The 25965-nt window shown below is 34.8% G+C and carries 25 protein-coding genes and 1 riboswitch; of the genes, 8 read left to right on the top strand and 17 right to left on the bottom strand.

The genetic code is table 11. From position 1 onward, the window contains the following. Window positions 1-70: 70 nt before the first annotated feature. Window positions 71-171: riboswitch (purine riboswitch) on the bottom strand. 227 nt (window positions 172-398) lie between these two features. Further along, window positions 399-617, bottom strand: coding sequence for a lactate dehydrogenase (locus tag MHI40_RS06700; protein ID WP_340761996.1), 219 nt, complete (start codon window positions 615-617; stop codon window positions 399-401). 607 nt (window positions 618-1224) lie between these two features. Next, entirely contained in the window at window positions 1225-1380 is a 156-nt protein-coding gene (locus MHI40_RS06695) for a hypothetical protein (protein WP_340761995.1), read from the bottom strand. Window positions 1381-1900: 520 nt separating this feature from the next. Between MHI40_RS06695 and MHI40_RS06690 the strand changes: the two genes are divergently transcribed. Next, a complete protein-coding gene (locus MHI40_RS06690) occupies window positions 1901-2506 on the top strand; it encodes a class I SAM-dependent methyltransferase (protein ID WP_340761994.1) in 606 nt (201 codons plus the stop codon). A 201-nt stretch (window positions 2507-2707) separates the two neighbouring features. Here MHI40_RS06690 and MHI40_RS06685 read toward each other — a convergent pair whose 3' ends face one another. Next, window positions 2708-2884 carry a hypothetical protein gene (locus MHI40_RS06685; protein ID WP_175496179.1) on the bottom strand — a complete coding sequence of 59 codons (177 nt, stop codon included), beginning with the start codon at window positions 2882-2884 and terminating at the stop codon, window positions 2708-2710. Between the two features lie 637 nt (window positions 2885-3521). Between MHI40_RS06685 and MHI40_RS06680 the strand changes: the two genes are divergently transcribed. Continuing rightward, window positions 3522-4487, top strand: coding sequence for an aromatic acid exporter family protein (locus MHI40_RS06680; protein ID WP_340761993.1), 966 nt, complete (start codon window positions 3522-3524; stop codon window positions 4485-4487). Window positions 4488-5297: 810 nt separating this feature from the next. After that, window positions 5298-6566 carry an MFS transporter gene (locus MHI40_RS06675; RefSeq protein WP_340761992.1) on the top strand — a complete coding sequence of 423 codons (1269 nt, stop codon included), beginning with the start codon at window positions 5298-5300 and terminating at the stop codon, window positions 6564-6566. Between the two features lie 124 nt (window positions 6567-6690). Here the strand turns inward: MHI40_RS06675 and MHI40_RS06670 are convergent, their stop codons facing one another. From MHI40_RS06670 to MHI40_RS06655, 4 genes are all read right to left on the bottom strand, one after another. Continuing rightward, a complete protein-coding gene (locus tag MHI40_RS06670; RefSeq protein ID WP_340761991.1) occupies window positions 6691-7176 on the bottom strand; it encodes a MarR family winged helix-turn-helix transcriptional regulator in 486 nt (161 codons plus the stop codon). Between the two features lie 310 nt (window positions 7177-7486). Then, on the bottom strand, window positions 7487-7774 hold the full coding sequence (locus MHI40_RS06665) for a hypothetical protein (protein ID WP_093534967.1): 288 nt from the start codon (window positions 7772-7774) through the stop codon (window positions 7487-7489). Between the two features lie 228 nt (window positions 7775-8002). Then, window positions 8003-8245, bottom strand: a complete 243-nt coding sequence (locus MHI40_RS06660; RefSeq protein WP_340761990.1) for a hypothetical protein — start codon at window positions 8243-8245, stop codon at window positions 8003-8005. Between the two features lie 165 nt (window positions 8246-8410). Further along, window positions 8411-8764, bottom strand: a complete 354-nt coding sequence (locus MHI40_RS06655) for a hypothetical protein (protein WP_340761989.1) — start codon at window positions 8762-8764, stop codon at window positions 8411-8413. 359 nt (window positions 8765-9123) lie between these two features. Here MHI40_RS06655 and cyoE point away from each other — a divergent pair, with 359 nt between their 5' ends. Continuing rightward, the gene (cyoE, locus tag MHI40_RS06650) at window positions 9124-10020 is read left to right on the top strand and encodes a heme o synthase (RefSeq protein WP_093534973.1); all 897 of its coding nucleotides are present in this window, start codon (window positions 9124-9126) and stop codon (window positions 10018-10020) included. Window positions 10021-10124: 104 nt separating this feature from the next. Here cyoE and MHI40_RS06645 read toward each other — a convergent pair whose 3' ends face one another. Then, on the bottom strand, window positions 10125-11384 hold the full coding sequence (locus MHI40_RS06645) for a M48 family metallopeptidase (protein WP_340761988.1): 1260 nt from the start codon (window positions 11382-11384) through the stop codon (window positions 10125-10127). Window positions 11385-11550: 166 nt separating this feature from the next. Here MHI40_RS06645 and MHI40_RS06640 point away from each other — a divergent pair, with 166 nt between their 5' ends. Next, on the top strand, window positions 11551-11691 hold the full coding sequence (locus MHI40_RS06640) for a hypothetical protein (protein ID WP_175496180.1): 141 nt from the start codon (window positions 11551-11553) through the stop codon (window positions 11689-11691). Window positions 11692-11781: 90 nt separating this feature from the next. Here MHI40_RS06640 and glgA read toward each other — a convergent pair whose 3' ends face one another. From glgA to hpaB, 7 genes are all read right to left on the bottom strand, one after another. Then, complete coding sequence (gene glgA / locus MHI40_RS06635; protein WP_340761987.1) at window positions 11782-13218, bottom strand: glycogen synthase GlgA; 1437 nt, start codon at window positions 13216-13218, stop codon at window positions 11782-11784. Window positions 13219-13235: 17 nt separating this feature from the next. Beyond that, window positions 13236-14342 (bottom strand): glucose-1-phosphate adenylyltransferase subunit GlgD, encoded by a 1107-nt coding sequence (gene glgD / locus MHI40_RS06630; protein WP_340761986.1) that lies wholly within the window; start codon window positions 14340-14342, stop codon window positions 13236-13238. Between the two features lie 15 nt (window positions 14343-14357). Beyond that, complete coding sequence (locus MHI40_RS06625) at window positions 14358-15515, bottom strand: glucose-1-phosphate adenylyltransferase (protein WP_340761985.1); 1158 nt, start codon at window positions 15513-15515, stop codon at window positions 14358-14360. Continuing rightward, a complete protein-coding gene (glgB, locus tag MHI40_RS06620; RefSeq protein ID WP_340761984.1) occupies window positions 15505-17454 on the bottom strand; it encodes a 1,4-alpha-glucan branching protein GlgB in 1950 nt (649 codons plus the stop codon). Before glgB ends, MHI40_RS06625 begins: the two co-directional genes overlap by 11 nt. Window positions 17455-17676: 222 nt before the next feature. After that, complete coding sequence (locus MHI40_RS06615) at window positions 17677-18705, bottom strand: glycoside hydrolase family 15 protein (protein ID WP_340761983.1); 1029 nt, start codon at window positions 18703-18705, stop codon at window positions 17677-17679. A 327-nt stretch (window positions 18706-19032) separates the two neighbouring features. Continuing rightward, a complete protein-coding gene (locus MHI40_RS06610; protein ID WP_340761982.1) occupies window positions 19033-20040 on the bottom strand; it encodes an LLM class flavin-dependent oxidoreductase in 1008 nt (335 codons plus the stop codon). 182 nt (window positions 20041-20222) lie between these two features. Next, window positions 20223-21671: a 4-hydroxyphenylacetate 3-monooxygenase, oxygenase component gene (gene hpaB, locus MHI40_RS06605; protein ID WP_340761981.1), complete on the bottom strand. Its 1449-nt coding sequence runs from the start codon at window positions 21669-21671 to the stop codon at window positions 20223-20225. Between the two features lie 354 nt (window positions 21672-22025). Between hpaB and MHI40_RS06600 the strand changes: the two genes are divergently transcribed. Both MHI40_RS06600 and MHI40_RS06595 read left to right on the top strand, forming a co-directional pair. After that, window positions 22026-22742: a glycoside hydrolase family 16 protein gene (locus tag MHI40_RS06600; protein ID WP_340761980.1), complete on the top strand. Its 717-nt coding sequence runs from the start codon at window positions 22026-22028 to the stop codon at window positions 22740-22742. A 20-nt stretch (window positions 22743-22762) separates the two neighbouring features. Next, window positions 22763-24100, top strand: coding sequence for a glycosyltransferase family 2 protein (locus tag MHI40_RS06595; protein ID WP_340761979.1), 1338 nt, complete (start codon window positions 22763-22765; stop codon window positions 24098-24100). A gap of 59 nt (window positions 24101-24159) precedes the next feature. Here MHI40_RS06595 and MHI40_RS06590 read toward each other — a convergent pair whose 3' ends face one another. After that, window positions 24160-24945 carry an SDR family NAD(P)-dependent oxidoreductase gene (locus tag MHI40_RS06590; RefSeq protein WP_340761978.1) on the bottom strand — a complete coding sequence of 262 codons (786 nt, stop codon included), beginning with the start codon at window positions 24943-24945 and terminating at the stop codon, window positions 24160-24162. A 156-nt stretch (window positions 24946-25101) separates the two neighbouring features. On the opposite strand from MHI40_RS06590, the gene MHI40_RS06585 reads away from it, so the two are divergent. Then, complete coding sequence (locus MHI40_RS06585) at window positions 25102-25431, top strand: DUF3889 domain-containing protein (RefSeq protein WP_340761977.1); 330 nt, start codon at window positions 25102-25104, stop codon at window positions 25429-25431. A gap of 59 nt (window positions 25432-25490) precedes the next feature. On the opposite strand, the gene ribH is transcribed toward MHI40_RS06585, so the two are convergent. After that, window positions 25491-25958, bottom strand: a complete 468-nt coding sequence (gene ribH, locus MHI40_RS06580) for a 6,7-dimethyl-8-ribityllumazine synthase (RefSeq protein ID WP_340761976.1) — start codon at window positions 25956-25958, stop codon at window positions 25491-25493. Between the last annotated feature and the right edge of the window lie 7 nt (window positions 25959-25965).

Genomic DNA, 25965 nt, shown 5'->3' with positions numbered 1-25965 from the left:
CTCTGGATAGCAAAAAAACTTTGACCACTATGTGGACAAAGTTTCTCTACAAAATGGGATAAAAAAATATCATTAATTTCCCATTCCTTGTAGTCAGCTATTTATTGGTAGCTGGTAGAAACTCTCAAGCCATATTCTTGAATTTATACAAGGTATATATTTTCTTTTTAAAAACAATAGGAGAATCATAACAAGTTTAATTTGAATCGTCAATATTATATTTTTCCATTAAAAGATGTAAAAATATTTAAAAAAGAGCAAAAAGTTAAGAAGATACATATCTACAAAAAAACAAAAAATTCAGCTATATTACTGCACACAACTTCTTAGTACTAATAGTACGTGGTTAGTAATGATTATTTGTAGTATTGTTGGGGTACAAAAAAAGCCACTTGTAATTAAGTGACCTCATCAAGAACAAATACATATTTTTCAATACTTTCATCTGCTTTGATAATAATTCCAAATACAGTAGTTACACCCTTTGAAACCTTAACATCAGGAAGTTCAATCATACTCTCAAAAATGTTTGGGTTCATTCTTATTTCCTTTACCTGCTTACCCTGCGAGTTGAGATAATCAATATCTTCGTGGATTTTATTTAATAATACTTCCAATTCCTTTCCTCCTTAGGTAACTTCTACTTGATATCATGCCCAAATTGACACTAATAATTTCAAAGCACAATAAAAAAGCCGGCATTCAGAATTGAGTGCGACTTTAAATACTTCTATTTATCATTATTTACATGTCTTAGTTCACTTACCCACTACAGTCAAAACGAATGAATTAGCATTGAATTCTCTCATTAACAGTATTAAAATCGCCCACACTACAGCTACAGTAGACAAGAATATCCTTAAGAGTAAAACCTTATTATGAATATGCCCCATACAACTACTATTAGTAACGCCCCTACATTAAAACCAATTAAAGAAATAATTATGTTAGTTATCTAGTTATTAATAATCATATGCTTTTCTTTATACAAATTAATTATGTCCAATATAACTTTATTCTGAAAATTAAGCTTACTAAATTAATTTAGAAAAAATAAAAAAGCCTCACTTCTTCAACAGTGAGGCTCCAATCTATATGTATTCAGATTGTATGAGAAGTTACAAAGGGAGATCCTTGCTTTCTCAATAACTATACTACCATAGTTTAATGAATCATAAAAATGCTATACTTCCTATAATACTTTTACCTATTTTTATTACAATATTAGTTTATTCTTAAATTCTTCAATTTACGAGCTAGTGGAAGTACAGTATTCCAACCATTATACTGATTTACTTTTTTAAAAGAATTCTTTCCATCGTAAATTGCTTCTTGTCTTACTCTTTCTTGAGTTTCATATAATATAGGTTCATTTGCCACTCTATCCACCTCTCTCTTTATTTAACCAAATGATCAAACTAGACCATTGATATGTCCCTTTGCTAATCCTTCAATAAACCTCCCTTGTTTAAGTAGTGCTGCATCAAAAGTACTACTTATAAAACGACTTTCGGTTAATATGAAAGGCATTTTTGTATTTCTTCACACTTGATAATTAGCTTTTTTCTTCCACGGGTTTAAAAATGTCTTTTTTGTAATAATTTCTGCACTTATTTGTACCGTTCAGAAAACAGCTGAAAAAATTGAAGAAATAGTAAATGGCATACCACCCGGTAATAGGAGTGGTTAATTGCCCCATGGGACTAGTAAAATAACAGCGTATGTACAGGAATGATTATGTGTTTGCACTTAATAAAAACTAGTTACTAGAACCGGACTTTTCAGGCGGCCCATGATATGACAGGGGCTGTGAACAGAAAAGAAATTCGTTCATATACTAGTTTGAGCAATTGTAGACGTTTTTAATTGATCATATTGTTTCTGAAAGGAATGAATGTTATTGAATGAAAGTAATGCTGAACAAATGGAGTTAAATCGTCTTCATCTTGGATGCGGGCATACAATTCTTGAGGATTGGATCAATCTGGATTTTGTTGCACTAAAAGGTGTGGATGTTATTGCAAATTTGGATGCCTGTGCGGAAGTTCCACTTCCGTTTGAAGATAACAGTATTGAGGAGTTTTATGGGAGTCATTTAATTGAACATATTCAACATACATTACCGATGATGCAGGAACTTCATCGGATTGCAAAACCGGGTGCGAAGGCCAATTTTCGACTTCCATACGGAGCAAGTGATGATGCTTTTGAAGACCCAACTCATGTAAAGCAGTACTTTTTACAATCATTCGGTTATTTTTCACAACCTTATTATTGGCGGGCCGATTATGGATATAGAGGAGATTGGAAAGCTGATAAGATTACTTTACTCGTAAGCGAAGAAAAATACCAACATCTATCGTTTCAACAAATATTGGAAGATGTAATGACAAAGCGGAATGTTGTTCGCGAAATGGTTGTTGAATTAACAGCACTCAAACCGATTCGAGAAGCAAAAAAAGAATTACAAACAAGACCAATCATTGATTTTGTCTTGGTGAAATAATCATAAGGATAAAGTCCACAATAATTAGTAACAGTTAACCAAATATAAAAAAACAGTGTTTTCTGTCCCAGTAGACACTTTAAGAACAGTTCGTAAAAGTGAACTTTTACGAACTGTTCTTAAATTTTTTGAATATAAAAAAACACCTATATTATAGGCGTTTAAAAATGACTAGGATAATTACTCCACTACATCTCTTACTTATAAAACATTTATTTGGTACCCCTTATCATTTCTTTCTATTTCGACTACGTCCCCTTTACTCAAAGGAACCTTAATCAATTTATACGGGATAAGTAAACGATTTAGATCTTTGTTTTTATTATTAGAAAACACACCAAAGAAATCGTCAATTTGTTCAACAATATATTTTTCCATATTAATATCTATCCTCCTTAAAAATTATCATACCTTCTATGTAAGTTAAATGAATAAATAAGTTAAAGCCTCACTTCTTCAACAGTGAGGCCCCAATCTATTTTCATTATGATTGTAAGAGAGTTTCGAAGGGAGATTCTCAACTTCTCATCTTTATAGTTTACATGATAATCTTAGGAATTTAATTGGTAATTATATGCAGATAGTATTTTAATATATCTTTATTCCACGTATCTCTTTGTTCTAAATCTTGAACCAAGGTAGCTTACATATTTTCAAATAAATTTCTTTTAACATGGAAAGAAGATGCGTGTTTCGGATTGTGTTAGCTATTTGTACTCATAATTGCGCAACTCCTACGAGACATTTACGGTAGAGACATCTAAATCTGAACGACTGAAGATGCGCCAGTATATAAAAGTTTATTATCTCCGTGTTAAACTATAGATAGATGAATTAGGAGTAATCGTTCGGGAACTATTAATGAATACACTACAAAAGTATTGATATTTATCGAAGTCGATGGAATTTGGTTAAGAGGTGTATTATTGAATACATATATGTGAATTAAAGTGAATATCAAAACAGATAATCTGCAAGTATTACATAGAAAATAAAATAATAGGGTGGTGCTTCCATGACTGGTATGGGCTATCGGACGATAAAGACTGCTGTAGGAGCAGGGCTGGCAATGTGGATTGCGAGTTTATTGGATTTGGAATTTGCAACATTTGCAGCAATTATTGTTATTATGTGTATTGAGAAAACGAAAAAAAAGACATTAATTACTATTAAGGATAAATTCTTTGCCTCCCTTTTATCTTTGCTGCTTGGTTCATTGATATTCGAGGTATTAGGTTATCATCCCATTGTCTTTTCTTTATTTATTTTGTTATTTGTTCCCATCCTCGTAAGAGCTCACATTCAGGGTGGTTTTGTCACAAGTATGGTTGTCGTATTACATGTTTATACGGTAAAGAATGCTGACTGGACAATGTTTCTGAACGAGCTATACATTATTTTCATCGGGATGGGAATTGCTGTTCTCGTCAATAGTTTCATGCCAAATTTCAAACGAGATATTGAGGTTTTTAAAAAGGAGATTGAAAAACGGTTTGAAATTATACTTTATGAATTCTCTGCCCATTTAAGGGATAATATGCGGAACTGGGATGGGAAGGAAATACTTGAAGTAGAAGATTTAATCAATCAATCCAAAAGCCTTGCCAATCAAGATGTAGAAAATCAACTATTACGAAAACAAAATATAGATTATTATTATTTGGAAATGAGAGAGGATCAACTAGAACTTCTAAAGCATATGATGAAAATCATTGCTATTTTCTCTTCCTTTAGCCTAGACATCAAACAGAAAGAAATGTTCGCAGAATTCTTGGAGGATTTAAGTAGGAACGTTCACTCGGGAGATACAACGAACATTTCAATAAATAAGTTAGATGAATTAAATGCCATAATCCGCGAGATGGAGTTACCGAAGACAAGAGAAGAATTTGAAGTAAGGGCGAATCTATTTTATTTGACTTATGAAATGAAAAACTACTTAAACATAAAGAAAAAGCTTTTTACTCAAAGAAATCGATAGTGAAATAATCCCCACCTCTTCAGCACTTCGCTATCACGGGAAAGGCAACAATATTACTCACCAAATCCGTGATACTGTTTACCTCATCCGTCAAGCTAGCGGTGAGTTCTTTGACAAAATGGGGGTCGCTGGTTCGAGGCCACTCGGGACCATACTAATAATGCAGTCACAACCTTTGATATATATAGGGTTGTGACTTTTTTTATTTAAACAACATTTTCAACTTTATAAACCACACACCTATTTTTGTGAAGCCTATTAAATAATTTATCCTTTGAACTCGGTTACTTCGACCAATACGGATTAATGGTAATGAAGTATTCCATCAATTCATAAGTAGTTAGTTTGGTAATCATCAATTTCAGCTAGTTGTTAGGTATTCAAAAGCATTGGACAATCTTCAACATTTTTATGCAAGGTTATATGCCTTTCCTTTCAAAAAAACGCAGTTGAATAACCACCAACGTTAGTGGTTATTCCCTGTGATTTCCGCTTGTTTAAGGGTTTTACTATTAAGTTTAATAGAGTATCTCTTCACATAAATATAAAATATCATTCGAATTGAAATAAAAAGATTTCCATTTTGTAGTTTTTGTTGCATAATATTGAAGTCTCTAATTATGCTTTAAAGTTACAAAGGTATAACAGTTTTCATTCGAGTCACGAGTGAACAACCATTATATTCGGTATTAAACTTAAAACCTCACATTAATTTATTGATAGGCTTACTGTCCTTATAAAGCTTTTTTTGGTTTTAATACTTTGAAATCGCATACATCTAGAAGAAAATATAAAGGGAGTTATATTAAGATGGCAAACAAGTCAAAAAAAGGCATTCATTATGCTTGGTTCGTTTTACTAGGTGTTGCGATCATGATGGGTTTTGCTCGTGGTGGTCTTAACAACGCAACAGGTTTATTCTTAACACCTGTTTCAGATGACTTAGGTATGAGTTTATCTAGTTTATCTTTATACGTATCGATTATGTCAATCGTAACGATGATATTTTTACCATTTGCTGGTAAATTAATCGCAAAAGCGGATATCCGTATTATTTTAATCGTAGGTGTTATTTTCCACGCTGGCGCATTCGCTGCAATGGGCTTCATGAACAGCGTATGGGGCTGGTACATACTTGCCATTCCATGTGCGATTGGTTATGTTATCGTTGCACAAATCGCTGGTCCAGTAATTATTAACAACTGGTTCAAAAAATCTAAAGGTTTAGCTTTAGGTATTATGATGGCGACTGTTGGTGCTTTCGGTGCTTTTATCGCTCCTTGGGTTGGTAAATTAATTGCAAATGAAGGCTGGCGTTCAGCTTACACTACTTCTGGTTTAACATTAGGTGTAGGGGCAATTATCGTAATTGTATTATTCATCCGTTTTGCTCCTGGTAAAAAAGGTGCTTATGGAGATGACGAAATAAACGCAGAAGACACGGAAGCAACTGCTGCTAATGAAGAAGCAAACAAAGGGATCGCATCTAACATTGCGAAAAAATCTCCTGCCTTTTTCGCATTAATGGCATTTTTCTTCTTCTTAACATCTGTTGCTGCATTCGCACAACACGTACCAACTTTCGCAATTACTAAAGGCTTCGATACTGCATTCGGTGGTACTTTAATGGGGCTATTCATGGTTGGTTTATTAATTGGTTCATTAACATTTGGTTTCTTAGCAGATAAAATTGGTGCAAAAGGTACTACTTTTGTAGCCTTAATTTCTGGTTTAGTAACATTCATTTTATTCCTGTTATTCGGTGATATTAAAGTAATGATAATGATCGGTGCTATTATATTTGGTTTCTTGTCATCATCTATCGGTACATTAGGACCTCTACTTACCATTTCATTATTCGGTAACAAAAACTATGCTGATATTTATGCTACTGCTTCTATAGGTTTAGCTGTTGCAGGTATCGTAGCTTTACCACTTTACTCATTAATAAAAGATTTAACAGATTCTTATAATATTGTATTAGTCGCGATTATCGTGATGATCGTTATCTCCATGTTATTAGTAACGGTTGCATTTAAACAAAAAGAGAAATTAATGAAGGCCGGTCACTGGAACTAATATTTTGCAACTTTTGTAATACTCACTTTAATTAGTCCTGTATATAGTTATTTTAAAAAAGGTTATGAGCAGACATTTTTGTGTCTACTCACAACCTTTTTGTTTATGGTCTTATATAAGGAAATTATTTATTTAGTAATTTATGTAATAAATGGTTGAATTGATCTATTTCTTCTTTTGTTAATTTGCTCGTAAGAACCTGTTCTCTCTCATTTACTTCTTTAGATAAGACAGTAAGTAAATCAACTCCAGAGGCTGCTAGATTTACTAAAACTAATCGGCGGTCTTTTGGTTCATACGTACGAAAAACGAGCCCCTTTTTTTCAAGTGTATTCGTTAAGCTTGTTACCGACGAAGTAGCTAATTGTAATCGTTTTGCGATAATTCTTGTTTCACTTGGCCCCCAAACCCAAAGTGTATAAAGCATAAGCATGGCCGACCAAGAAAGCTTCTGATTCATTAAAAGTTCTTTTTCAATATCATGGCGTACTAGTAGAGAAGCGCTATACAAGTCTGAAACAAGCGAACTTGATGAAATATCAAATGCGTTTCCATGCTGTTTAGCTAAAAATTTTTGTACTTCTCCAGCATTTATAATAAGTTTTTCCAAAAATGTCCCTCCAAAATCCTATTTAACAATAGTATACATGAAATTTAATAATGCTAGTCAAAATAGGTAATGGTCAAGGGGGGAAACGAATTTATTGAGCAAGTTTAGTTATGAAATAATTAACGAAAAGACCATTAGTAGACTTGGCAGGGTATACACCCCCCTCCTCAATAATAATAATGTGATTGGAATTGATTGTCACAAATTAATTAGGCAAAATAAAGAACAACTACAATGAGTTGTCCTTTCGTTAGTATTCAATGTTATTACTTTAAGTTTTTGACAGGTGAACATCAATGGGAGGCAAAGTTCAATTGCCTTCCATTTCTTGTTTGAAGATAATCCCATCCTCATCTGGGATTAAGTCAATAGTTGAGTCAACTTCTAATATGTTTGCTATCGTCTTGGGAACGTGTAGCGTGCAACTTGATCGTTTTAAGTGATCAAATCTTAATTCATGTTCTGGTTTAAATGAAATATCTTCGGGCTCTTTAACAATTTGTCCTTCTGAGAAAAGAACTTGTACATCGCTTTTTGTTAAATGTGGATACTTTTCTAAAATGTGTTTTTCTGTTGTTTCTGAAATCTCTATCTCCATATCAACGTCCACTTCCTTTTCCCTAACACCTTTAGTTTATCACACCTAACAACCATCCAATCCATTTAGCAAAATATAGAGAACTTGTCTGTCGCGTTTTCCATTTACTGAATACACATTAAATGCACTATTGAATCGAAATTGACTGCTCTCTCGTCATTTTTTCCCAATCGTCGAGCTCCTGTATACATTTAAAAAGAACGCCCGGGTGGACGTTCCTTTGAATACTTATTTATTATTAATATAGTCCATGCCTTGAGATGTTATTGCTAAAACAAGGTTTTCTGATCCTTGCCCACTATCTATGGCATAATCCTGTTCGATAAGGTATTCAATAGCATGTTTGCTACTGGGGTCAGCATTAACCATTGCTTTAGGTAATGTATAACTTCCGCCATTATTAGCAAAATGATAATCATAGAGACTTTGTAACAAAATATCCGATAACTTTTTTATTTCTTCGTTAATCATAAATAATCCCTCCTCAATAAACAATATACAACACAAGTTTAAAAATTTCTTTCTTTATGCTTTTGACAAATCAAGTATATTGCAGTTAATCAAAATACCATTATTGATAGGAGGTGAAAGTTGAAAATGGATTGGCCAAATTTAAAATAGTTCGTTAAACTACAACTAATATAACCCAGTTCCACTTAGTTGTAGCAAAGTAGTAACTATATACTTTTTACCAAGTTCATAGTCATCAAAGTTCTGTTCATTGTAGATGCAACCTCTCTCTCTAAAAAATGTATACCATTTACCTTCTTCCTCAAAATAATGGAAACCTTCATCTAGAGAATACTTACTCGCTGAATCACTATGTGGCAGACCGTGAATTGTAATATATTCATATACCTCTTCATTGCTAACTGTAAAAACTTTAGAGTATTTATGATTTCTCATATTTGGAACACCCAGCGTTTTACAAGCAAAGTCTAATGAATTTCCATAGAGAAGTGTCTCTATTTGTTTTTCTTTATCTATCAAACTGTCCCCTCCTTATTTAAATTCCATTTTATATCTATCTTTCATTCTACATTTAAAATACTTCATTTTTTTAGTATGTTCAAAAGATGGTCATATTCTATACCAAAGAATTTGATAAGTATAAAAACATATTTTGCCCCGAAAATAGTGATAGAATCATATATACAAAGACTTTGAGAGAAATTTAGGTACTGCTTGCATTGTTCTAAATGCAAAAATGCTCGACATCCGTCTTATATATGTAGAAATAGCCCTAAAATGTTCATAAGTAATGAAGAAAAAGAGATAATATAATGGAATTTTGCTAAGCAATTAGGTTATATTAGTTCAAGTGGGTAAACAAGGAGCTAACAAATACAATGAACAAAAAATCACAAAAGACGTTATGGGCTCAAGTAGTTAAAACAGGAATTATCAAGTCCAATCTAATTCCAATGGTTGCTGGATTAATGCTCGCATTATATACATATCAGTACAGCTTTACAGATAATATTTGGAATGTAGTGTTTGCATTTTTAGGTACAGCAGCTGTAATTGCTGCGGCAGGTTCATTCAATAACATTTATGACCGCGATATTGATGCCATTATGGCACGGACTAAGGTTCGTCCAACTGTAACAGGTGAAATATCGATTAAGAAAGTTTTGATCGTTGCTATTTTATTATTAGTAATCGGATTAATTTTATTATATATAGCTTCTCCGTTAGCATCTTTACTAGGGTTCTTAGGGGTGTTTTTCTACGTAGTCCCTTATACAATGTGGACAAAACGTCATACTATTTGGAATACGGAAGTTGGTAGTATTTCAGGAGCTATGCCTCCTTTAATCGGTTGGGCAGCAGTCGGTCCTGATATTTGGCATCCAGCTTGTTGGGCGTTATTTTTAATAATGGTCATATGGCAAATGCCACACTTTTACTCTATAGCCATTCGTAAGAAAGCAGATTACGCTGCAGCAAAAATACCGATGCTCCCTGTTGTCATGGGGAAAAAACGCACATATATTCAAACAAACTTCTATTTAATTTTATTAGTGCTATCTAGCTTTTTATTTTTACCACTAAGCTTAGGTCTAACCTTAGTGTCACTTGCTCTAGGCTTATTTTGGTTAGGCTTGAGCCTATTCGGTACACGCAAAATGGATATAAAAGATTGGGCAAATAAAATGTTCAAATTCTCTTTAGTGCACATGATTGTTATTTATTTTACGGTAATAATATACTCTACAATCGGCCTTATTTTACAGGCACTTTAATGATAAAATTAGCCATAATAAATGAAGTTTAATATTAATTTCTTTAGTTATATGAACTATCAAAAGACTTGCACCGTAATGGGCAAGTCTTTTTTTCTTTCTTCTTATTCACTGGTATCATCGACTACTTTATTAATTCTTTCAAGCATTGTTGGATGAGAATATCGAAACCATTTTACTAGGAGTGGAGGATTCACTTCATTTAATCCAGCTATGGTTAGTTTTTGAAAAGTGCTCACAGCAGCACTTGGCTCTGCCACTAACTCGATTGCGTAATCATCAGCTCTTGTTTCTTCATACCTGGAAATGTAATTTGTTAACGGACTAGAAGCGAATGAAAGAACGGATGTAATTAGTAGAAACAGTGGAAACGAATGAATAGCGTGTATCTGTTTTATTTTTAAGCGACTTCCGAAACGAGCGATTATCCAAGGCATTAGTTTTGCTATTAACCATAACCCTAAAATGGTCGTGAAAGTGTACACTACTATTCCAATATAAATATGTTTCTCTACATAATGGCCCATTTCATGTGCCATTACGAATAGAATTTCACCCTCTGTTAGCTGATTTAATGTCGTATCCCATAATACGATTCTTGAATTACTCCCGATTCCCGTTACATAAGCGTTCAGAGCATTTGTCTTTTCTGCCATATTCACTTCATATACATGGTTGGCAGGAATATTTGCTTGCTCAGCTAATGTGAGAATTTTTGTTTCTAATTCTTTATCCGTTAACGGATAGAAATCATTATATAATGGATCGATTACTACTGGTTGAATGAACATCATGAATATAGAGAACGGAATCATTAAGAGGCTAGCATTTATCCACCATTTCTTTGTGTTTTTATAGATAAGCCAATACAGAACCGTCACAATCACTACAGTCATACCATAGTTGACCCAAAAATCGATGAGATTATCTCGCATCCAAGAAGAAAAATTTTGGTTGCTGATTCCGTAGTTTTTACTTAAATAATACCTATAATAGTCCAATGGAAATAACACGATGAATATAAACAAGGACAACAAGAATAAATATACTGCTTTTTTAATAATTCCCCATTTTACTTTAATGAGAAGCGAGTTTTCAAAAGCTTGAGAAAGGCCAGAAACTAATATGAAAATGTAAACTAGCCACTCAAAAGGTGTCGCGACAAAAAAGAGGAAATTCTTTATTTTTGAATATTCCTCACTCAGGTATACTTCTTGCTCCGACATAAAAGTATTCGGATCTGCGACTGTCCCCTGCAAGGATTCAGGCATACCTCCACTATTGCTATGAAAAATATATACATACATCACTAATATATATACTCCAAATAACAAAAGAGCGGAAATTCCGTATTTTTTTACCAAGACCATTCATCTCCATTCACACTTACTTACATTAAGTGTAAGCAGTAAAAATGAAATATAGAACTTCAACGAACCAATACGTTTTTCACCTTAAAATTAAAGAACTTATCATTTTGAATAACTCCAACTATACGGAGCACATTAAACTCTAGGAGGTGACTTAACTTTGTCAAACAAAAGCAAACCAAACTTTAAGAAAAAAGAACCAAATTCACGAAGCGATAATCGAGAAGAATTTTCAGGAGAATTATCTTCAAACGAAGCCAAAAGTAAAAATGAAAAACAAAATAACCAAAAGAACAGATAAAAATCATTAATTGGTGTTCTAGGCTCACTTGACTTTTAAGTGCAGACTAAAGATGACGCAACTTTTGAGTCTGCGTCATCCTTTCTGTTTTTATTTATCCGATTTTAGGAGTTCCTCATACAATTTTATATATTGTAGAGAAGACGCTGACCAGCTAAAATCCAAATCCATTGCGCGTTCTATCAGGTTGTTCCACTTTGTAGGTTGGAAGCGAAATAGGCCTACTGCACGTTCAATTGTATGTAACAATTCATGGGCATTATAATTAGCAAAGCTGAATCCAGTTCCTTCTTCGGTTATTTCATTGTATGGAATTACTGTATCCTTCAGCCCACCTGTTTCACGGACGAGCGGCAAGGTTCCGTATCGAAAGGCGAGTAATTGCCCTATTCCGCATGGCTCAAATTGGGATGGCATTAGAAATATATCTGAACCAGCATAAATTTGTCGAGCCAATGATTCGTCAAAAAACAGATTAGCTGACACCATATCAGGATAAATGTCTTCAAAATATCTGAACGATTCTTCATACTGATGATCTCCAGTTCCTAGTAAAACAAACTGAACATCCAAACCGATGATTTCATGAAAGACATGTAAAATCAAATCTATCCCTTTCTGGTCAACTAATCTAGTAACCATTGATATGATCGGAGTATTAGCTTGGATAGGTAGGCCGAGTGTTTCCTGTAAATGTTTTTTATTAGCTGCCTTTCCCTTAGAATCATCGAATGGAAGCAATAAACTTCCATCACTTTTAGGATTATAGCAGTCATTGTCTATTCCATTTATGATTCCTTGCAGATTAGCACCTCTTTTACGTAAAAACCCGTCCAGTTTTTCGCCATAGTAGGAAGACTGTATTTCAGATGCATAGGTTGGACTTACAGTCGTTAGGCAGTCTGCAAAAGCTAGTCCTCCCTTGAGATAACTAATACTCCCATAAAACTCTAAGGCATCTATACGGTAATATTGGTCGTCAAGATCCAATAAATCAGACAGAACTGATTTAGGATATACCCCTTGGTAGCGTAAATTGTGAATGGTAAACACAGTTTTTAATCCCTGATAGTATGGGTTGTTGTTATAATTGGCTTTCAATTGGACAGGTATCAATCCTGTTTGCCAGTCATGGCAATGTATTATATTCGGGCGCTCTTCTAAAAAAGGTATAGCTTCTAGTACAGCCCGAGAGAAGAATGCAAACCGTTCACCATCATCTCTAAATCCATAGCTACCATGTCTTTTAAAATAGTATTCGTTATCCAGAAAATATACGGTTATTCCCTGATAGTGAATTTTCTCTATACCACAAAATTGACGTCTCCATCCTACAGGTACTTCAATACTTTTAATCCATTGCATTTGTTCTTTAAACTGTAATGGGAGATCATCGTATTTAGGCAATATTATGCTAACATTGACGCCCTGTTCTTTTAAAGAATGGGGTAAAGCACCAATCACATCGCCTAACCCCCCTGTCTTTATAAATGGAGCGCACTCTGAGGCTGCAAATAACACGTTCATGTAAGTGGACCTCCCGTTTAAACTACTACTTCTTTTTTGATAACAACCGGCTTATTTATCGCTGTGATTTTCTGATTTTTAGTGATAATTACTTGTTTATCCGTAATTACGTTTTCTATACGTGCTCCCTCTTCAATATCCCCTTTTTGCATAATGATACTATTTTTCACCACCGCTCCCTTTTTAACCTTTACTCCACGAAAAATAATACTATTTTCCACAGTGCCTTCGATAATACATCCATTGGCGATTAATGAGTTAGATACCTTGGAGGAATTCGTAAATTCGGCAGGAGCTTCGTGTTTGATCTTGGTGAAAACTTCCCATGAATCATAGAAAAAATGTCGAAGAATTTCTGGGTTAAGAAACTCCATATTACTAGCATGGTATGTTTCTAGGGAGTGAATAAATGGCATATAACCCGTGTATCGATACCCTTGCACTTTAAGATTTATCAAGTTAGCTTTTACAATATCTTTTAAAAAATCATATTCATCGTATTCTATGCAATTCTTTATTAAATCTATTAAAAGTTGTTTCTTAATCACATATGTTTCTAAACATATATGGTCACCTTTCTTCGGTGCTGTAAAAAAGTTTATATCACGAACTGCACCGTCAGTGTCCAGTGAACACTGATGATAAATGGGCCTTTTAACTGCCCCCCCATCATAATCCTTATACAGAACCGTAATATCTGCTTTATTGCTTTCATGTTTTTTTAACACATCATTAAAGTCAATTTTACAAATATGGTGACCGGGTGCAATAATTACAGTATCTGCAGTTGCTCGTTGAAAAAATTCTAAATGATCATAGAATTGTTGTAAGTCACCTTTAATCTTTTCATCTGGATGAATGGACGGAAGTATAAATAGACCTTGTGAGCGGTGATCCAAATCCCATTCCTTTCCGGAGCCAAGATGATCCATCAATGACCGATATTTATCTTTGGTGAAAATAGCAACTTTACTTATTGAGACGTTCATAAAGTTGGACATTGTAAAGTCAATCATTCGGTAGCGTCCGCCAAAAGGTAAGGAAGCTAAACAACGGTGATGGGTCAATTCTTTTAATATAGGTCTTTCATTTACAAGATTAATAACACCTAAGACATTCCTCATTAAAAATACCTCCTATTATAAAGCTTGCAGCAAAGCACTTTCCGAAGATATTTGTTGATTTTCTCCTATTAATATTAGTCCTTTTTTCGTGTCAGAGATTATTGCCCCATCTTCTATAACTGTACCGCTACCGATTATTGCTTTTTCTATTATTACATTATTTCCAATTTTTACATTTGGCATAATGACCGAATTCTTTACATTTGAGCCACTTCCAACTTGAACATTATATGACAGAACAGAATGGTCGACATTCCCAAATACTAAACAGCCTTCATTCACCAATGATTGGGTTACATTCGCATCTTCTGATATATATTGTGGAGGGTGGTTAGCATTTCCTGCGTAAATTTGCCAGTTTGGATCTCCTAACTTAAAATTTGATGGTTCTTCCAATAGATCCATATGTGCCTCCCACAAGCTTTCAATCGTCCCGACATCTTTCCAGTAGCCTTTAAATCGGTACGCTTGTAGTTTTGCTTCATTCTTCAGCATTTTTGGTATAATATCCTTTCCAAAGTCATTAGAAGAGCTAATATCCTCTTCGTCTTCTGTTAAATATTGTTTAAGATGGTTCCAATTAAATATATATACACCCATGGAGGCTAGGTTACTTTTTGGATTTTGTGGTTTTTCATCGAATTGTATAATTTGATCAGTTTCGTTGGTATTCATAATACCAAAGCGATTTGCTTCTGCCCAAGGTACCTCTATGACAGCAATGGTCGCATGTGCATCATTTTCCATATGATCTTCAAGCATTTTGTTATAATCCATCTTATAAATATGATCCCCCGAAATTACAAGTACATATTCCGGATCATTATGATCGATAAAATGAAAATTTTGGTACACAGCATTAGCCGTACCTTTATACCATTCACCGCCATCTTTCCCTTGATAAGGTGGAAGCATAGAAACCCCACCGTTATTACGGTCCAGATCCCATGGCCGTCCGTTTCCAATATATGAATTTAAAATATGCGGCCGATATTGAGTAAGTATGCCTACGGTATCGATACCCGAATGTGTACAGTTACTTAACGTAAAATCGATAATTCGGTATTTCCCTCCAAATGGTACTGCGGGTTTAGCTAAGTCACTCGTCAATTCCCCGAGCCTCGAACCTTGACCTCCTGCTAAAAGCATTGCAATCCACTTTTTAGATGCCATTTAGATGGTCTCCCCTTTTTCTAGTTTTTGTTTCTTTCATGAATATCGCCATTCCTAATGGTGGTACAGTTATTTCTAGGCTATAAGGTTGGTTGTTACGAGGAAATGGATTAGTGCTCCTAATGGTAGAATTCAACTGTCCCGAACCACCAAATGATGCAGCATCACTACTAAATGCTTCATAATAATTACCTTTAGTAGGAACTCCTATTTGATAATTGTGGTAAACCTCGGTTGAAAAATTACAAACTATAATGCAGTAATCACCCTTCCGTTTTCCTTTTCTCATAAACGTAATCACACTTTGTTCCGTATTGTCTGCATCGATCCACTGAAATCCGGCTTGCTCATGATCCAGCCGCCATAGAGAAGTGGTTTTTTGATAAAATTTATTTAACTCTTTATAGTAATTAAAAAAACTAGAGTGAGCGTCAAAATCTAACAGCATCCAATCCATCTCCTGCTGATATTTCCATTCGTCAAATTGACCAAATTCACTACCCATAAATAAAAGCTTTTTGCCGGGATGCGTAAACAAATAACCAAATAAAAGGCGTAAGTTCGCAAATTTTTGCCAGTAATCACCGGGCATTTTATTTAGTAATGACTTTTTGCCGTGAACCATTTCATCATGCGAAAATGGAAGAACAAAGTTTTCCGAAAATGCATATAAAAAGGAAAAGGTTAATAAGTGATGATGCTTCGGTCGTTCATTCACATCCAGCTTCATATATTTGAGTACATCATTAGACCAGCCCATATTCCATTTGTAGTTAAACCCAAGACCCCCTAGACTTGTAGGACTTGTTACAAGTGGCCATTCCGTAGCTTCCTCCGCCATCATAAGTACGCCAGGAAATCTCCGGAAAATGATTTCATTTAGCTTTTTTAGAAATTCAATTGCTTCGAGATTCTCTCCTCCACCATACTGATTCTTCAACTCTACAGGAAGAGGATTATCATGATTTAAATAAATCATGGATGAAACTGCATCAATCCGAAATCCATCTACATGATAGACATCCATCCAAAATATGGCGTTTGAAATGAGAAAGCTGACGACTTCGGGTTTACTATAGTCAAAGCTATATGTTCCCCAGATAGGTCTCTCTGCTCGCATGGGATCTGCTGATTCGAACAGAGGCGTCCCATCAAATCTTCCAAGTCCATGGATATCCTTACAAAAATGCGCTGGCACCCAATCAAGAATCACACCAAGCCCTTGTTGATGGCATTTATCTATAAAATACATTAATTGCTCAGGCGTCCCATATCTGCTAGTCGCTGAATAATAACCAGTAATTTGGTAACCCCATGAACCATCGTAAGGATGCTCCATAACAGGCATTAACTCAATATGGGTAAATCCATTATCGATTGCATACTCAATTAGTTCGTCAGCAAATTCTTGATAACTATAAAACTCACCATCTTCTTTTTGTTTCCAGGAAGCCAAATGAACTTCATAAATAGCCATCGGTTTATGATACATATCTTTCTTTACTCGCTGAGTCATCCATTTCTGATCTGACCATTCAAATGCATTTAAATTGTAGATAATAGAAGCTGTTTCTGGTCGAAGCTGCGAATAAAAAGCATAAGGATCTGCTTTTAATACTTTTTGTCCGTCTGGACCTGTAACCTCATACTTATAAATATCTCCTTGTGCTAAGTCGGGAACAAATAGCACCCAGATTCCAGATTGATCCAAACGTTCCAATCGATGCTTTGTACCAATCCAATTGTTAAAATTACCTACAACCGATACCTTTTTAGCATTCGGTGCCCAAACTGCAAAACGAACTCCTTGCACTTCGTTCTCTTCAATTAGATGAGCTCCAAGCATCTTATAGCTTTCATACAATGTTCCTTCATGAAAAAGGTATACATCAAAATCACTTGGGAGTCGCCGGTGATCCAACTTCATAATCTCTACCATTTAAACACCTCTTTCAATCTATGATTCTTTTCATTCAAATACCAGTTCTCCCCTAAATTATTCGCCATTAATCTTTAAACACCTTTTAATATTTCGCTATTGCCAATAATATATAAATTTCGACAAAATAAAAAATCCTCCATCTACTGAAGGACTTTTACTAATATATTTTGTTCTGTAAATATTAATAACGATAATACACTAAAGTGCATTGACCAGAGATTAGCTATTAGCTGTCCTCCCTTTTGGGGTAGAAGATGCATCAATCATACGATTTAAAAATAAGTAGGAAAGTGAGACAGACCAAGCAAGTGGAGTGTTACCATTTGGAACATTTTTACCACCAATATATAACTCAGGAACTTCCCAATTTTCTGGGATAATTCGCTCTGTTTTACTAATATATTCGAAAGCTTTGTCATACATACCTAGCTCCAAATAACATAGTCCGAGCCAAGGTAGTCCAAAGCACCATTCTGCTTCGCTGCCTTCGTTATAATACTGATCATTGTGATAACGAATACAGCCATGTGTGCGTTCAAGTTTTTCAGAAACCATTTCAACTATTTTAAGAGCAGTTTTCCTTTCAACTATACGATATGGATAGATAAGTGAAAGCAGGGATAAATCTGTTTCTTTCGTTTCACTTTCTCTAGGTAAAAGAAAACGCAACGTCTCTTCGCCTTTTTGAATTAGTTCATCCTTTACGTTTACTAACATTTTCACAGAACGTAATCCAGCAACACAAGCTCCTACACTTGAGGCATGAAGTTCCATATTCTCTTCCCACATACCATTATCCTTTGCCTGCCAGTATTGAAGACACTCTAAATAATCGACCAGCTTCTGAACAATAGCGATATCTTTCTCATCACGAATAACTTTATGACCATGGCTCACCCCTACTCCCACACCCCATAAAAATGCTCCAATTGCATCATTTTGAGCGTGACCCCATTCTTGGTTCAATTCCTCTAAATCTGTAGAATAGCGTGAGTGGATATATTCAAAAAGGTAGACTGGTTTTTGTTCTCTATGGATGTCTATTTTCCATTCATAGGTTTTAAATAGATCAAATAACGCATAATATGCTTTTTCATACCGATCAGATTGGCTTTGTAAAAAAGGCAAAACTGTGTATACAATATCACGTATCCAGACATAATTGTAGTCTTGCGAAACACTGGCAGTATAGGCTCCATTCGGTAAACGCATCCGATCTAAAACTTCCATAGCATTGTTGACTTTCATATACGAGACCTCCTTTAATAATATCTATACAGTGATTGTTAACCAATTTCTTTTATTCTAGACAATTTAAACAAAGACGAAAGCGCTTCCATTAAAACATTTAATAATTATATATTATGCAAAATTTTTCAATTGGAAAAGCAACAGTACCTAGTCTTTAAAAATCTTTATTTTCTTAGTTACAAATTTCAGATTCTACTATGCGTTTAGTATCCAATGCTACTACTACCCAAGATTTTAATTTGTAACCAAACCTAATTAACTTTCTTAAACAACAAAAAAACATAACGAAGTCCCGGAGGAGGGATTCGTCATGTTTCGTTGCTGTTAAAGTTGGTCAACGGCTTCCTTGAATATTTCATATGAACGTTTTCTAGCTTCCTGGTCATAAACGTATGTAACTGCCATCAATTCATTTACATGGTATGTTTCCAAGAATGGTTTTAATTGCTCAGTTATTGTATTTCGACTGCCTTTAAAAGTATAAGTCGACATTGCACGTACTGCATTTTCCTCTAAATGATTCCACACACCATTCAAGCTTTCCACTGGCGGCTGTAATAAGCTCTTTCTACCAGACACCACATTTAAATAAAATCGATCACTAGTAGTAGAAAGAAGTTTCGCTTCTTCATCGGTTTCTGCTCCTATTACATTTACACAAACAATCACATAAGGTTCAGATAAATACTCTGAAGGAACAAACTGATTTCGGTAAATTTGTATTGCATGTTCCAACTGCTGAGGAGCAAAATGTGCAGCAAATGCATACGGTAGTCCTAAACGAGCAGCTAATTGTGCACTTGAAGTACTTGAACCTAGAATATATATTGGTACATTGGCACCGACTCCCGGAAATGCGCGAACAGCTCCTTGGTTATCTAGCGATTTAAAGTAATTTTGCAATTCTACCACGTCCTGTGGAAAAGAAAAAGCAGTTTCCTGTGTAGTCCTGCGGAGTGCACGAGCTGTTTGCATGTCTGTACCAGGTGCACGACCAAGTCCTAAATCTAGTCTATTTGGATAGATATTTTCCAGTGTCCCAAACTGCTCTGCAACTACAAGAGGTGCATGATTTGGTAACATAATTCCACCTGATCCTACTTTAATCGTTTCGGTATTTTCCAACACATGGCCGATTAGAATGGAAGTTGCTGAACTAACAACATTCGGTGAATTATGATGTTCTGTTAGCCAGTATCGACTGTAACCGATCTTTTCTACGTGTTGCGCTAGGCTAACCATATCCTCAAAAGCCTCTTTGTTTGTTTGGCCTTCCTTTACTGCCACTAAATCCAAAACTGATACAGGAACAGGTTGAAGTCTTTTATTCATATTTTTACTTCCCTTCATTATATAACGTCTCCATTAGATAATAGAATCAAGTTACTTTTACTTCAAGGTATTTGCTTGATAAGTCTTATAAACTATTTGTATAGAAGACATACAAAACCCCATCTAAGATGAAGGATGGGGTTGGCTCTATACAATTATATAATTTATAGCTTCCATTTCCCTTAATGTTCCTTTGACAAATCGAGAAAATCTGTCACTCGTTGCATATATTCATCTGCGTCATAAGAGAAGTATAGCTGACTAGCTAGTCTAACAGGATCTCCGAAGAAGAAACGTTCGTATAACGTTTGCCGAGTACCAAAAGAACTCATCGTTAAGTCCCATGCTAAGCGGAAAAGTTGGACACGATCCTCACCCGTATTTTCACGAGATTGTAAGTAATGATTTAATTCATTTCCTACAGGTGATTGAAAAGTATTTCCTGTTGGAATAGACATTAATCCACTGGCACCTAATAGTTGAATAATTTCTGTAAAACGCGGATATACGCGAGGATATACATTCATAGCAATTTGTAATGTCGACCGATCTGGCTGCATCCATCCACCTTTGTCTATTTTGGCTTCTACTTCTGATTTAATCACTAGTGCTTTCATCGTTTCCAAAGCAATAATTATTTCAGAGACTTTTTCTTGCACATGTTGGTATTCTCCAATATTAATAGTTTCAATAATAGAGTGGACTATTCCTAATATGAATTCGGTTTTCACAATTTGCCTAGATACTACTTGATGAAGTGTAAAAGGCAAGAAAGAATTCGATCGCATAAAAATATTGGAGATAGGAACATTATCATAAAAAAATACACGTTCCCAAGGTACTAATACATTATCAAATACAACAATACTATCCATTTCTTCAAACCTTGAACTTAATGGATAGTTAAAAGACGAATCACCTCCAACAAATGATTCTCTACATATGAACCTTAACCCTGTTGTATTACTAGGTATTGAAAATGCGAAACCATTTCCATCTTCTTCCTTCCCATTTGCAGAAATAACTAAAAGCTCATCCGTTATTCCACCTTGTGTCGCAAGAAGTCGTGCCCCTTTTATAATAATACCATGCTCGTTTTTATCTACAATTTTTGCAGCAATTGGCTCTTTCGAACGTTCTATATACAGTTGAGTCCGATTTACTTGTGGCTCTATAAATGTATGGGTCATAGAAATATCTTTTTCTCTTGCGTATTCATAAAATGATTGTAGGTTTTCTGGGAAACAGTTTTTTTGATCCTGCAACAGATGCACGGATGAAGCTAGAGCCATTAAAACTGTGTTCATATAATCTGGACTTCTCCCCATTAACCCGTTGTTACTCCTAGCCCACTGCTGAATCATTGTGCGTCTTGTTACTAAATCTTCCTTCGTCTTTGGTTGTAAATATGAAATACCAACCCTATTTTTAGTTGTTGGAGATAGATACGTTAAAATATCCTTTAAGTCTTGATGATGCTGAAGTTCATATAATGCAGCCTGACTCTTAATAATTCCTTTAAATGCAGGGTGCTCCGAAATGTTACCTGTTACACGTTTCCCCTCTATCCAAATATCCGTTTTTAGCTCATCAATCCGTTCAATATACTGTCTCCCCGTTATAGCCGGCATACGCTCACCCCTAATGTATTAGGTTGTTCATAGCACTATATTATTCTACTGAAGCTGAGGTGTGACGGATCAGTTTTGAAAGATAAAAGGATAATATCAATTGGCCTGTCCACACTTATAAAAAAGGAAATCCTCATACTTCCTATTTAAATCTCTCCTCTTCTTCTTTTACTGTGCAATTCGCCCTAAAAAATTATTGTTTAGTGGAATAAATTTCCTTATTTATGAATATACTTCACCTAGAAGAAGGAAGTGAGGTCTATTAAATACTTAATTCTTATATTTGTTATTTGTTTATATGGCTGTAGCGAGCAAAATACAAATCCCCCGAGTCAAGACTCTGTTGAAAATCAATTGATACAAGTATCCAAAGAGGATTTCTCAACGGAAGACATACCAAAATATGATTATTATGCAAAACAAGGTTGGACTCTAACATTTCAAGATGAGTTTGATGATTTAGAAGTGTCGAGTAAGAAATGGAACAAACTAAATTCAGGTTATAAAGATCATGGTCGTAAGCATCATTATTTACCGGAACAAGTTTCTAGCTCCTCAGGCACTTTAAAATTACAAGTTGATAATAAACCATTTCAAAGTTATCCCTACCGTTCAGGTGCAGTAACTACTCAAGGACTCCACGAACAGCTTTATGGAAAATTTGAGATACGTGCAAAACTACCAGTGGGACAAGGGTTATTACCTGCGATTTGGCTACTACCAACAAACCATGCTGCCTTTCCTGAAATCGATATAGTGGAGATGTTGGGTCAACTTCCTAACGAAATTTGGCATGTCGGTCATTCAGGACCAGGTAAACGTGAGTATCAAGTTACCAATATAAATGGAAGTCAATGGCATTTATATACGCTCGATTGGACTAAAGAGGAAATAATTTTTTCGATCGATGAAATTGAAAGATTCAAGATCAAGAATTTTGCCAATACAAGCATGTACTTATTAATGAACGTTACAGTCGGCGGGGTTTGGGTTGGGGACCCAGACAAAGAAACGAAATTCCCCTCTTATATGGAAGTAGATTACATCCGAATTTATTCAAAAAATAATTAATATTAGAAAGTTGGAACAAATTGAGTTATTGGTCTTTTTTATTTACAGCAATCTTCGTACTTTATCTCTTATTACAATTAAAATATATATATAGATCCTTAAAAGTTAAAAAAGCACCCTACATTTCAAATAAAGAGAAAAAAATTACTGTGTTAATCCCTGCATTTAATGAGGGGCTCGTTCTCTTACAATGTCTAGAAAGCTGGAAAAGGTTAAACTACGATAACAAAGAAGCTATATTTATAAATGATGGGTCAACCGATAATACGATGAATGTTTTACATGAGCTACTTGATCTATTAAGAGTAGAAAAAGAAATAACCTTAGATAATTCATCCATAAATTTTTCTAGACTCTTTAAAAGTAAAAATTTTCCGCAAATTTATGTTATCGATCAACTAAACGGTGGTAAGTCTGCTGCCCTTAATGCCGGTATCTCCATTGCAACTGGAGAAATTGTAATTACCCTTGATGCCGACTCCATATTAGAAAGTGATAGTCTTACTAGAATTAATGAGTCATTCTCTGATCCAAAAGTGATTGCTGCTGGTGGTATGGTACAAGTGGGACAAGTAATAAATAGAAGAGGTAATAATTTTTACGGGAAAAATTGGATTATCAAGTATCAATTATCTGGTTATTTATCTTCTTTTTATGTACGGAAAGTAACACAAGCAAAGTTAAATGTATTAGGGGTGGTATCTGGGGCATTCGGAGCTTTTCGTCTATCTATCCTACAACAAATTGGTGGTTTTAAAGATACGCTAGGAGAGGATATGGAAATTACTTTTAGACTTCATAAATTTATTCATGAGCGGAAACTCGGTGAAAAGATGATATTTGTCCCTGAGGCAGTTTGCTATACAGAAGTACCTGAAGATTTCAAATCTCTATTACATCAGCGAGTTCGTTGGCAAAAAGGTTTTCTAGATTGTATTAATCTATATAAAAAAGATTTTTTTACCAAACTAAGTAAAAGGTTCTCTTTTTTTTTATTATTCGAATCCATTGTACTTAGCATTTTAGGGGTAATCACAATTTTTATATTACCAATTACCTTATATTTAGGGAATATATCTCCATTTACCATTGTATTGCTTATTACTGCATGGTCTAGTGAATTCATTTTAAGATTAGTAGCGGTTCAACGCGCTGGACATTTTGGTTATACCTTTTCTTCTAAGCAGTGGTTAAAAATTGTATTATTTACTATTTGGGAATCTGTAACATATCGCTTGCTGGATACCTTTTTCTTCTTCTATGGATCCATCCTTTATATTTTCGGTAATCGCCATAATTGGCACAAACTCCAAAGAAACGGATCTGTTATCTACTCTGAATTAGAACCTGTAAGATGACCTATCATCATTAAACCCGAATGGCCCTAAAGGGGTTTCCATTCGGGTTCTTTTTTTATTTAAAGCGTCCCACCAGATCCACCATCAATATTAACAGATGTTCCCGTTACATAAGACGCGGCATCTGACACTAAAAAAGTAATGACATTTGCTGCTTCTAAAGTTTCACCAATTCGCTGAAGTGGAATCGTTGGACCAACTACATTTTTAGAATATTCTTCCCAAGTAAGTTCTGGAGCATCTTTTTTCCACTTCAATTCGATTTGGTTGCTTCTAATAAGGCCAATACATACTGTATTAACCCGGATATTATCTTTTCCCAAATCTTTGCTCATCGCTTTAGTCAATGCCATTCCAGCTGCTCGACTAACAGTTGTTGGCAGCGAACTAGCAGGAGGTGTTTTTCCTAATACTGCTGTTACGTTTACAATTGCTCCTCCGCCCACTTTTCTCATATAGGGTATTACAGCTTTTGACGTATGTATAGCTCCAAATAATTTTAAATCTAAATCTGTTTGCCACAAATCTGTTTCCACTGATTCAAAAGGGTTTGCAGAAGAAGTACCAGCATTATTAACTAAAATATCAATACGTCCATAATGATCTACTGTTTTTTGAATAATTTCTTTGCATGCTTCTTCTTTGGTAATATCCGCAGAAACAATAAGTACTTGTGCTCCTGTTTCACTTTTAATAAACGCCGCAGCCTCTTTTAATTGTTCTTCTCCTCGAGCACAAAGAGTTACCTTAGCTCCTTCTTGCACTAATTGTAAAGCTGTTTGTAAACCTATCCCTTTACTTGAGCCCGTAACGATTGCTACTTTTCCAGCTAATCCTAATTCCATTATGTTGCCCCCTCTAATTCAAATCATGTTCTTCTTTCATTATATTACAATTTTATATTTTGTCAGAATTATTGCTCTCCTCATTAGGAATCAAAATAACGATAGAATGATTTCTTTTGAATGACACATTCTAAAGGAAAGGAGAAGTGATGAATTATGCAAAAACTAGTTATCGAACTTACCATTATAGCTTCTATGCAGACATTAACAACATATATACCTACAACCGCTCCTACTCATCAGGAAACCCCTGCCTATGCTAAATGGGGACAAGTTGCTGTAAAAGAAACTCAATCCAAATTTCCCCATGCAAGTATAATTGACTATCTTTATGAAGGAAGTGAACCGAAAGGAAATTCTACCATTGAAAAGTTCAGTCTAAGGTTAAAAGAGAGTGACAAAGAATTTGGAGTCTCTGTTAAAATTGAATATATTACTGATACTAATGAATTGATCCATGTTCAAATCCATGAAGTTTCGGATTAATTGTTTATACTTTTTCTATTGTTTCTAAGTCATTTCTAAATTTAAGTGAACCAATTTTATCACGACATGACCTTTAACAGATTTGCCATCTCAATTGCAGAGACGGCTGCATCGTATCCTTTGTTTCCAACCTTTGTACCTGCCCGTTCAATAGCTTGTTCTATAGATTCTGTAGTGACGATACCAAAAATAACTGGTACTCCAGTTTGTAAACCTACTTGTGCAATTCCTTTTGCTGCTTCGTTGCAAACATAATCATAGTGTGTCGTTGAACCTCTGATTACTGTACCAAGACCAATCACTGCATCGTATTTTTGGGAATCTGCCATTTTTTTTGCAATAAATGGTACTTCAAATACACCAGGAACCCAAGCAACTTCAATACTTTCTTCAGCGACACCATGACGTTTTAACCCATCTATTGCACCGTCAACTAGTTTTGCATTGATGAAATCATTAAAACGTCCGACAACAATACCTACTTTCAAATCTGTTCCAATTAAATTTGCTTCTATTGTTTTTACCATCTTATTC

Source organism: Psychrobacillus sp. FSL H8-0510, assembly GCF_038008345.1.
Taxonomy (GTDB): Bacteria; Bacillota; Bacilli; order Bacillales_A; family Planococcaceae; genus Psychrobacillus; species Psychrobacillus psychrotolerans.
The sequence above is the reverse complement of the archived record's forward strand: the minus strand, read 5'-3'. Positions and strand labels throughout refer to the sequence as shown.

Coding starts and splice junctions, on each gene's coding strand:
- MHI40_RS06665 (WP_093534967.1), bottom strand. CDS start 7,774: ATGGAGATAGAGATTTCAGAAACAACAGAAAAACACATTTTAGAAAAG.
- MHI40_RS06660 (WP_340761990.1), bottom strand. CDS start 8,245: ATGATTAACGAAGAAATAAAAAAGTTATCGGATATTTTGTTACAAAGT.
- hpaB (WP_340761981.1), bottom strand. CDS start 21,671: ATGCCGGCTATAACGGGGAGACAGTATATTGAACGGATTGATGAGCTA.
- MHI40_RS06625 (WP_340761985.1), bottom strand. CDS start 15,515: ATGGCATCTAAAAAGTGGATTGCAATGCTTTTAGCAGGAGGTCAAGGT.
- MHI40_RS06610 (WP_340761982.1), bottom strand. CDS start 20,040: ATGAATAAAAGACTTCAACCTGTTCCTGTATCAGTTTTGGATTTAGTG.
- glgB (WP_340761984.1), bottom strand. CDS start 17,454: ATGGTAGAGATTATGAAGTTGGATCACCGGCGACTCCCAAGTGATTTT.
- MHI40_RS06680 (WP_340761993.1), top strand. CDS start 3,522: ATGACTGGTATGGGCTATCGGACGATAAAGACTGCTGTAGGAGCAGGG.
- MHI40_RS06685 (WP_175496179.1), bottom strand. CDS start 2,884: ATGGAAAAATATATTGTTGAACAAATTGACGATTTCTTTGGTGTGTTT.
- glgA (WP_340761987.1), bottom strand. CDS start 13,218: ATGAACGTGTTATTTGCAGCCTCAGAGTGCGCTCCATTTATAAAGACA.
- MHI40_RS06675 (WP_340761992.1), top strand. CDS start 5,298: ATGGCAAACAAGTCAAAAAAAGGCATTCATTATGCTTGGTTCGTTTTA.
- MHI40_RS06590 (WP_340761978.1), bottom strand. CDS start 24,945: ATGGAATTAGGATTAGCTGGAAAAGTAGCAATCGTTACGGGCTCAAGT.
- MHI40_RS06585 (WP_340761977.1), top strand. CDS start 25,102: ATGCAAAAACTAGTTATCGAACTTACCATTATAGCTTCTATGCAGACA.
- cyoE (WP_093534973.1), top strand. CDS start 9,124: ATGAACAAAAAATCACAAAAGACGTTATGGGCTCAAGTAGTTAAAACA.
- MHI40_RS06615 (WP_340761983.1), bottom strand. CDS start 18,705: ATGAAAGTCAACAATGCTATGGAAGTTTTAGATCGGATGCGTTTACCG.
- ribH (WP_340761976.1), bottom strand. CDS start 25,958: ATGGTAAAAACAATAGAAGCAAATTTAATTGGAACAGATTTGAAAGTA.
- glgD (WP_340761986.1), bottom strand. CDS start 14,342: ATGAGGAATGTCTTAGGTGTTATTAATCTTGTAAATGAAAGACCTATA.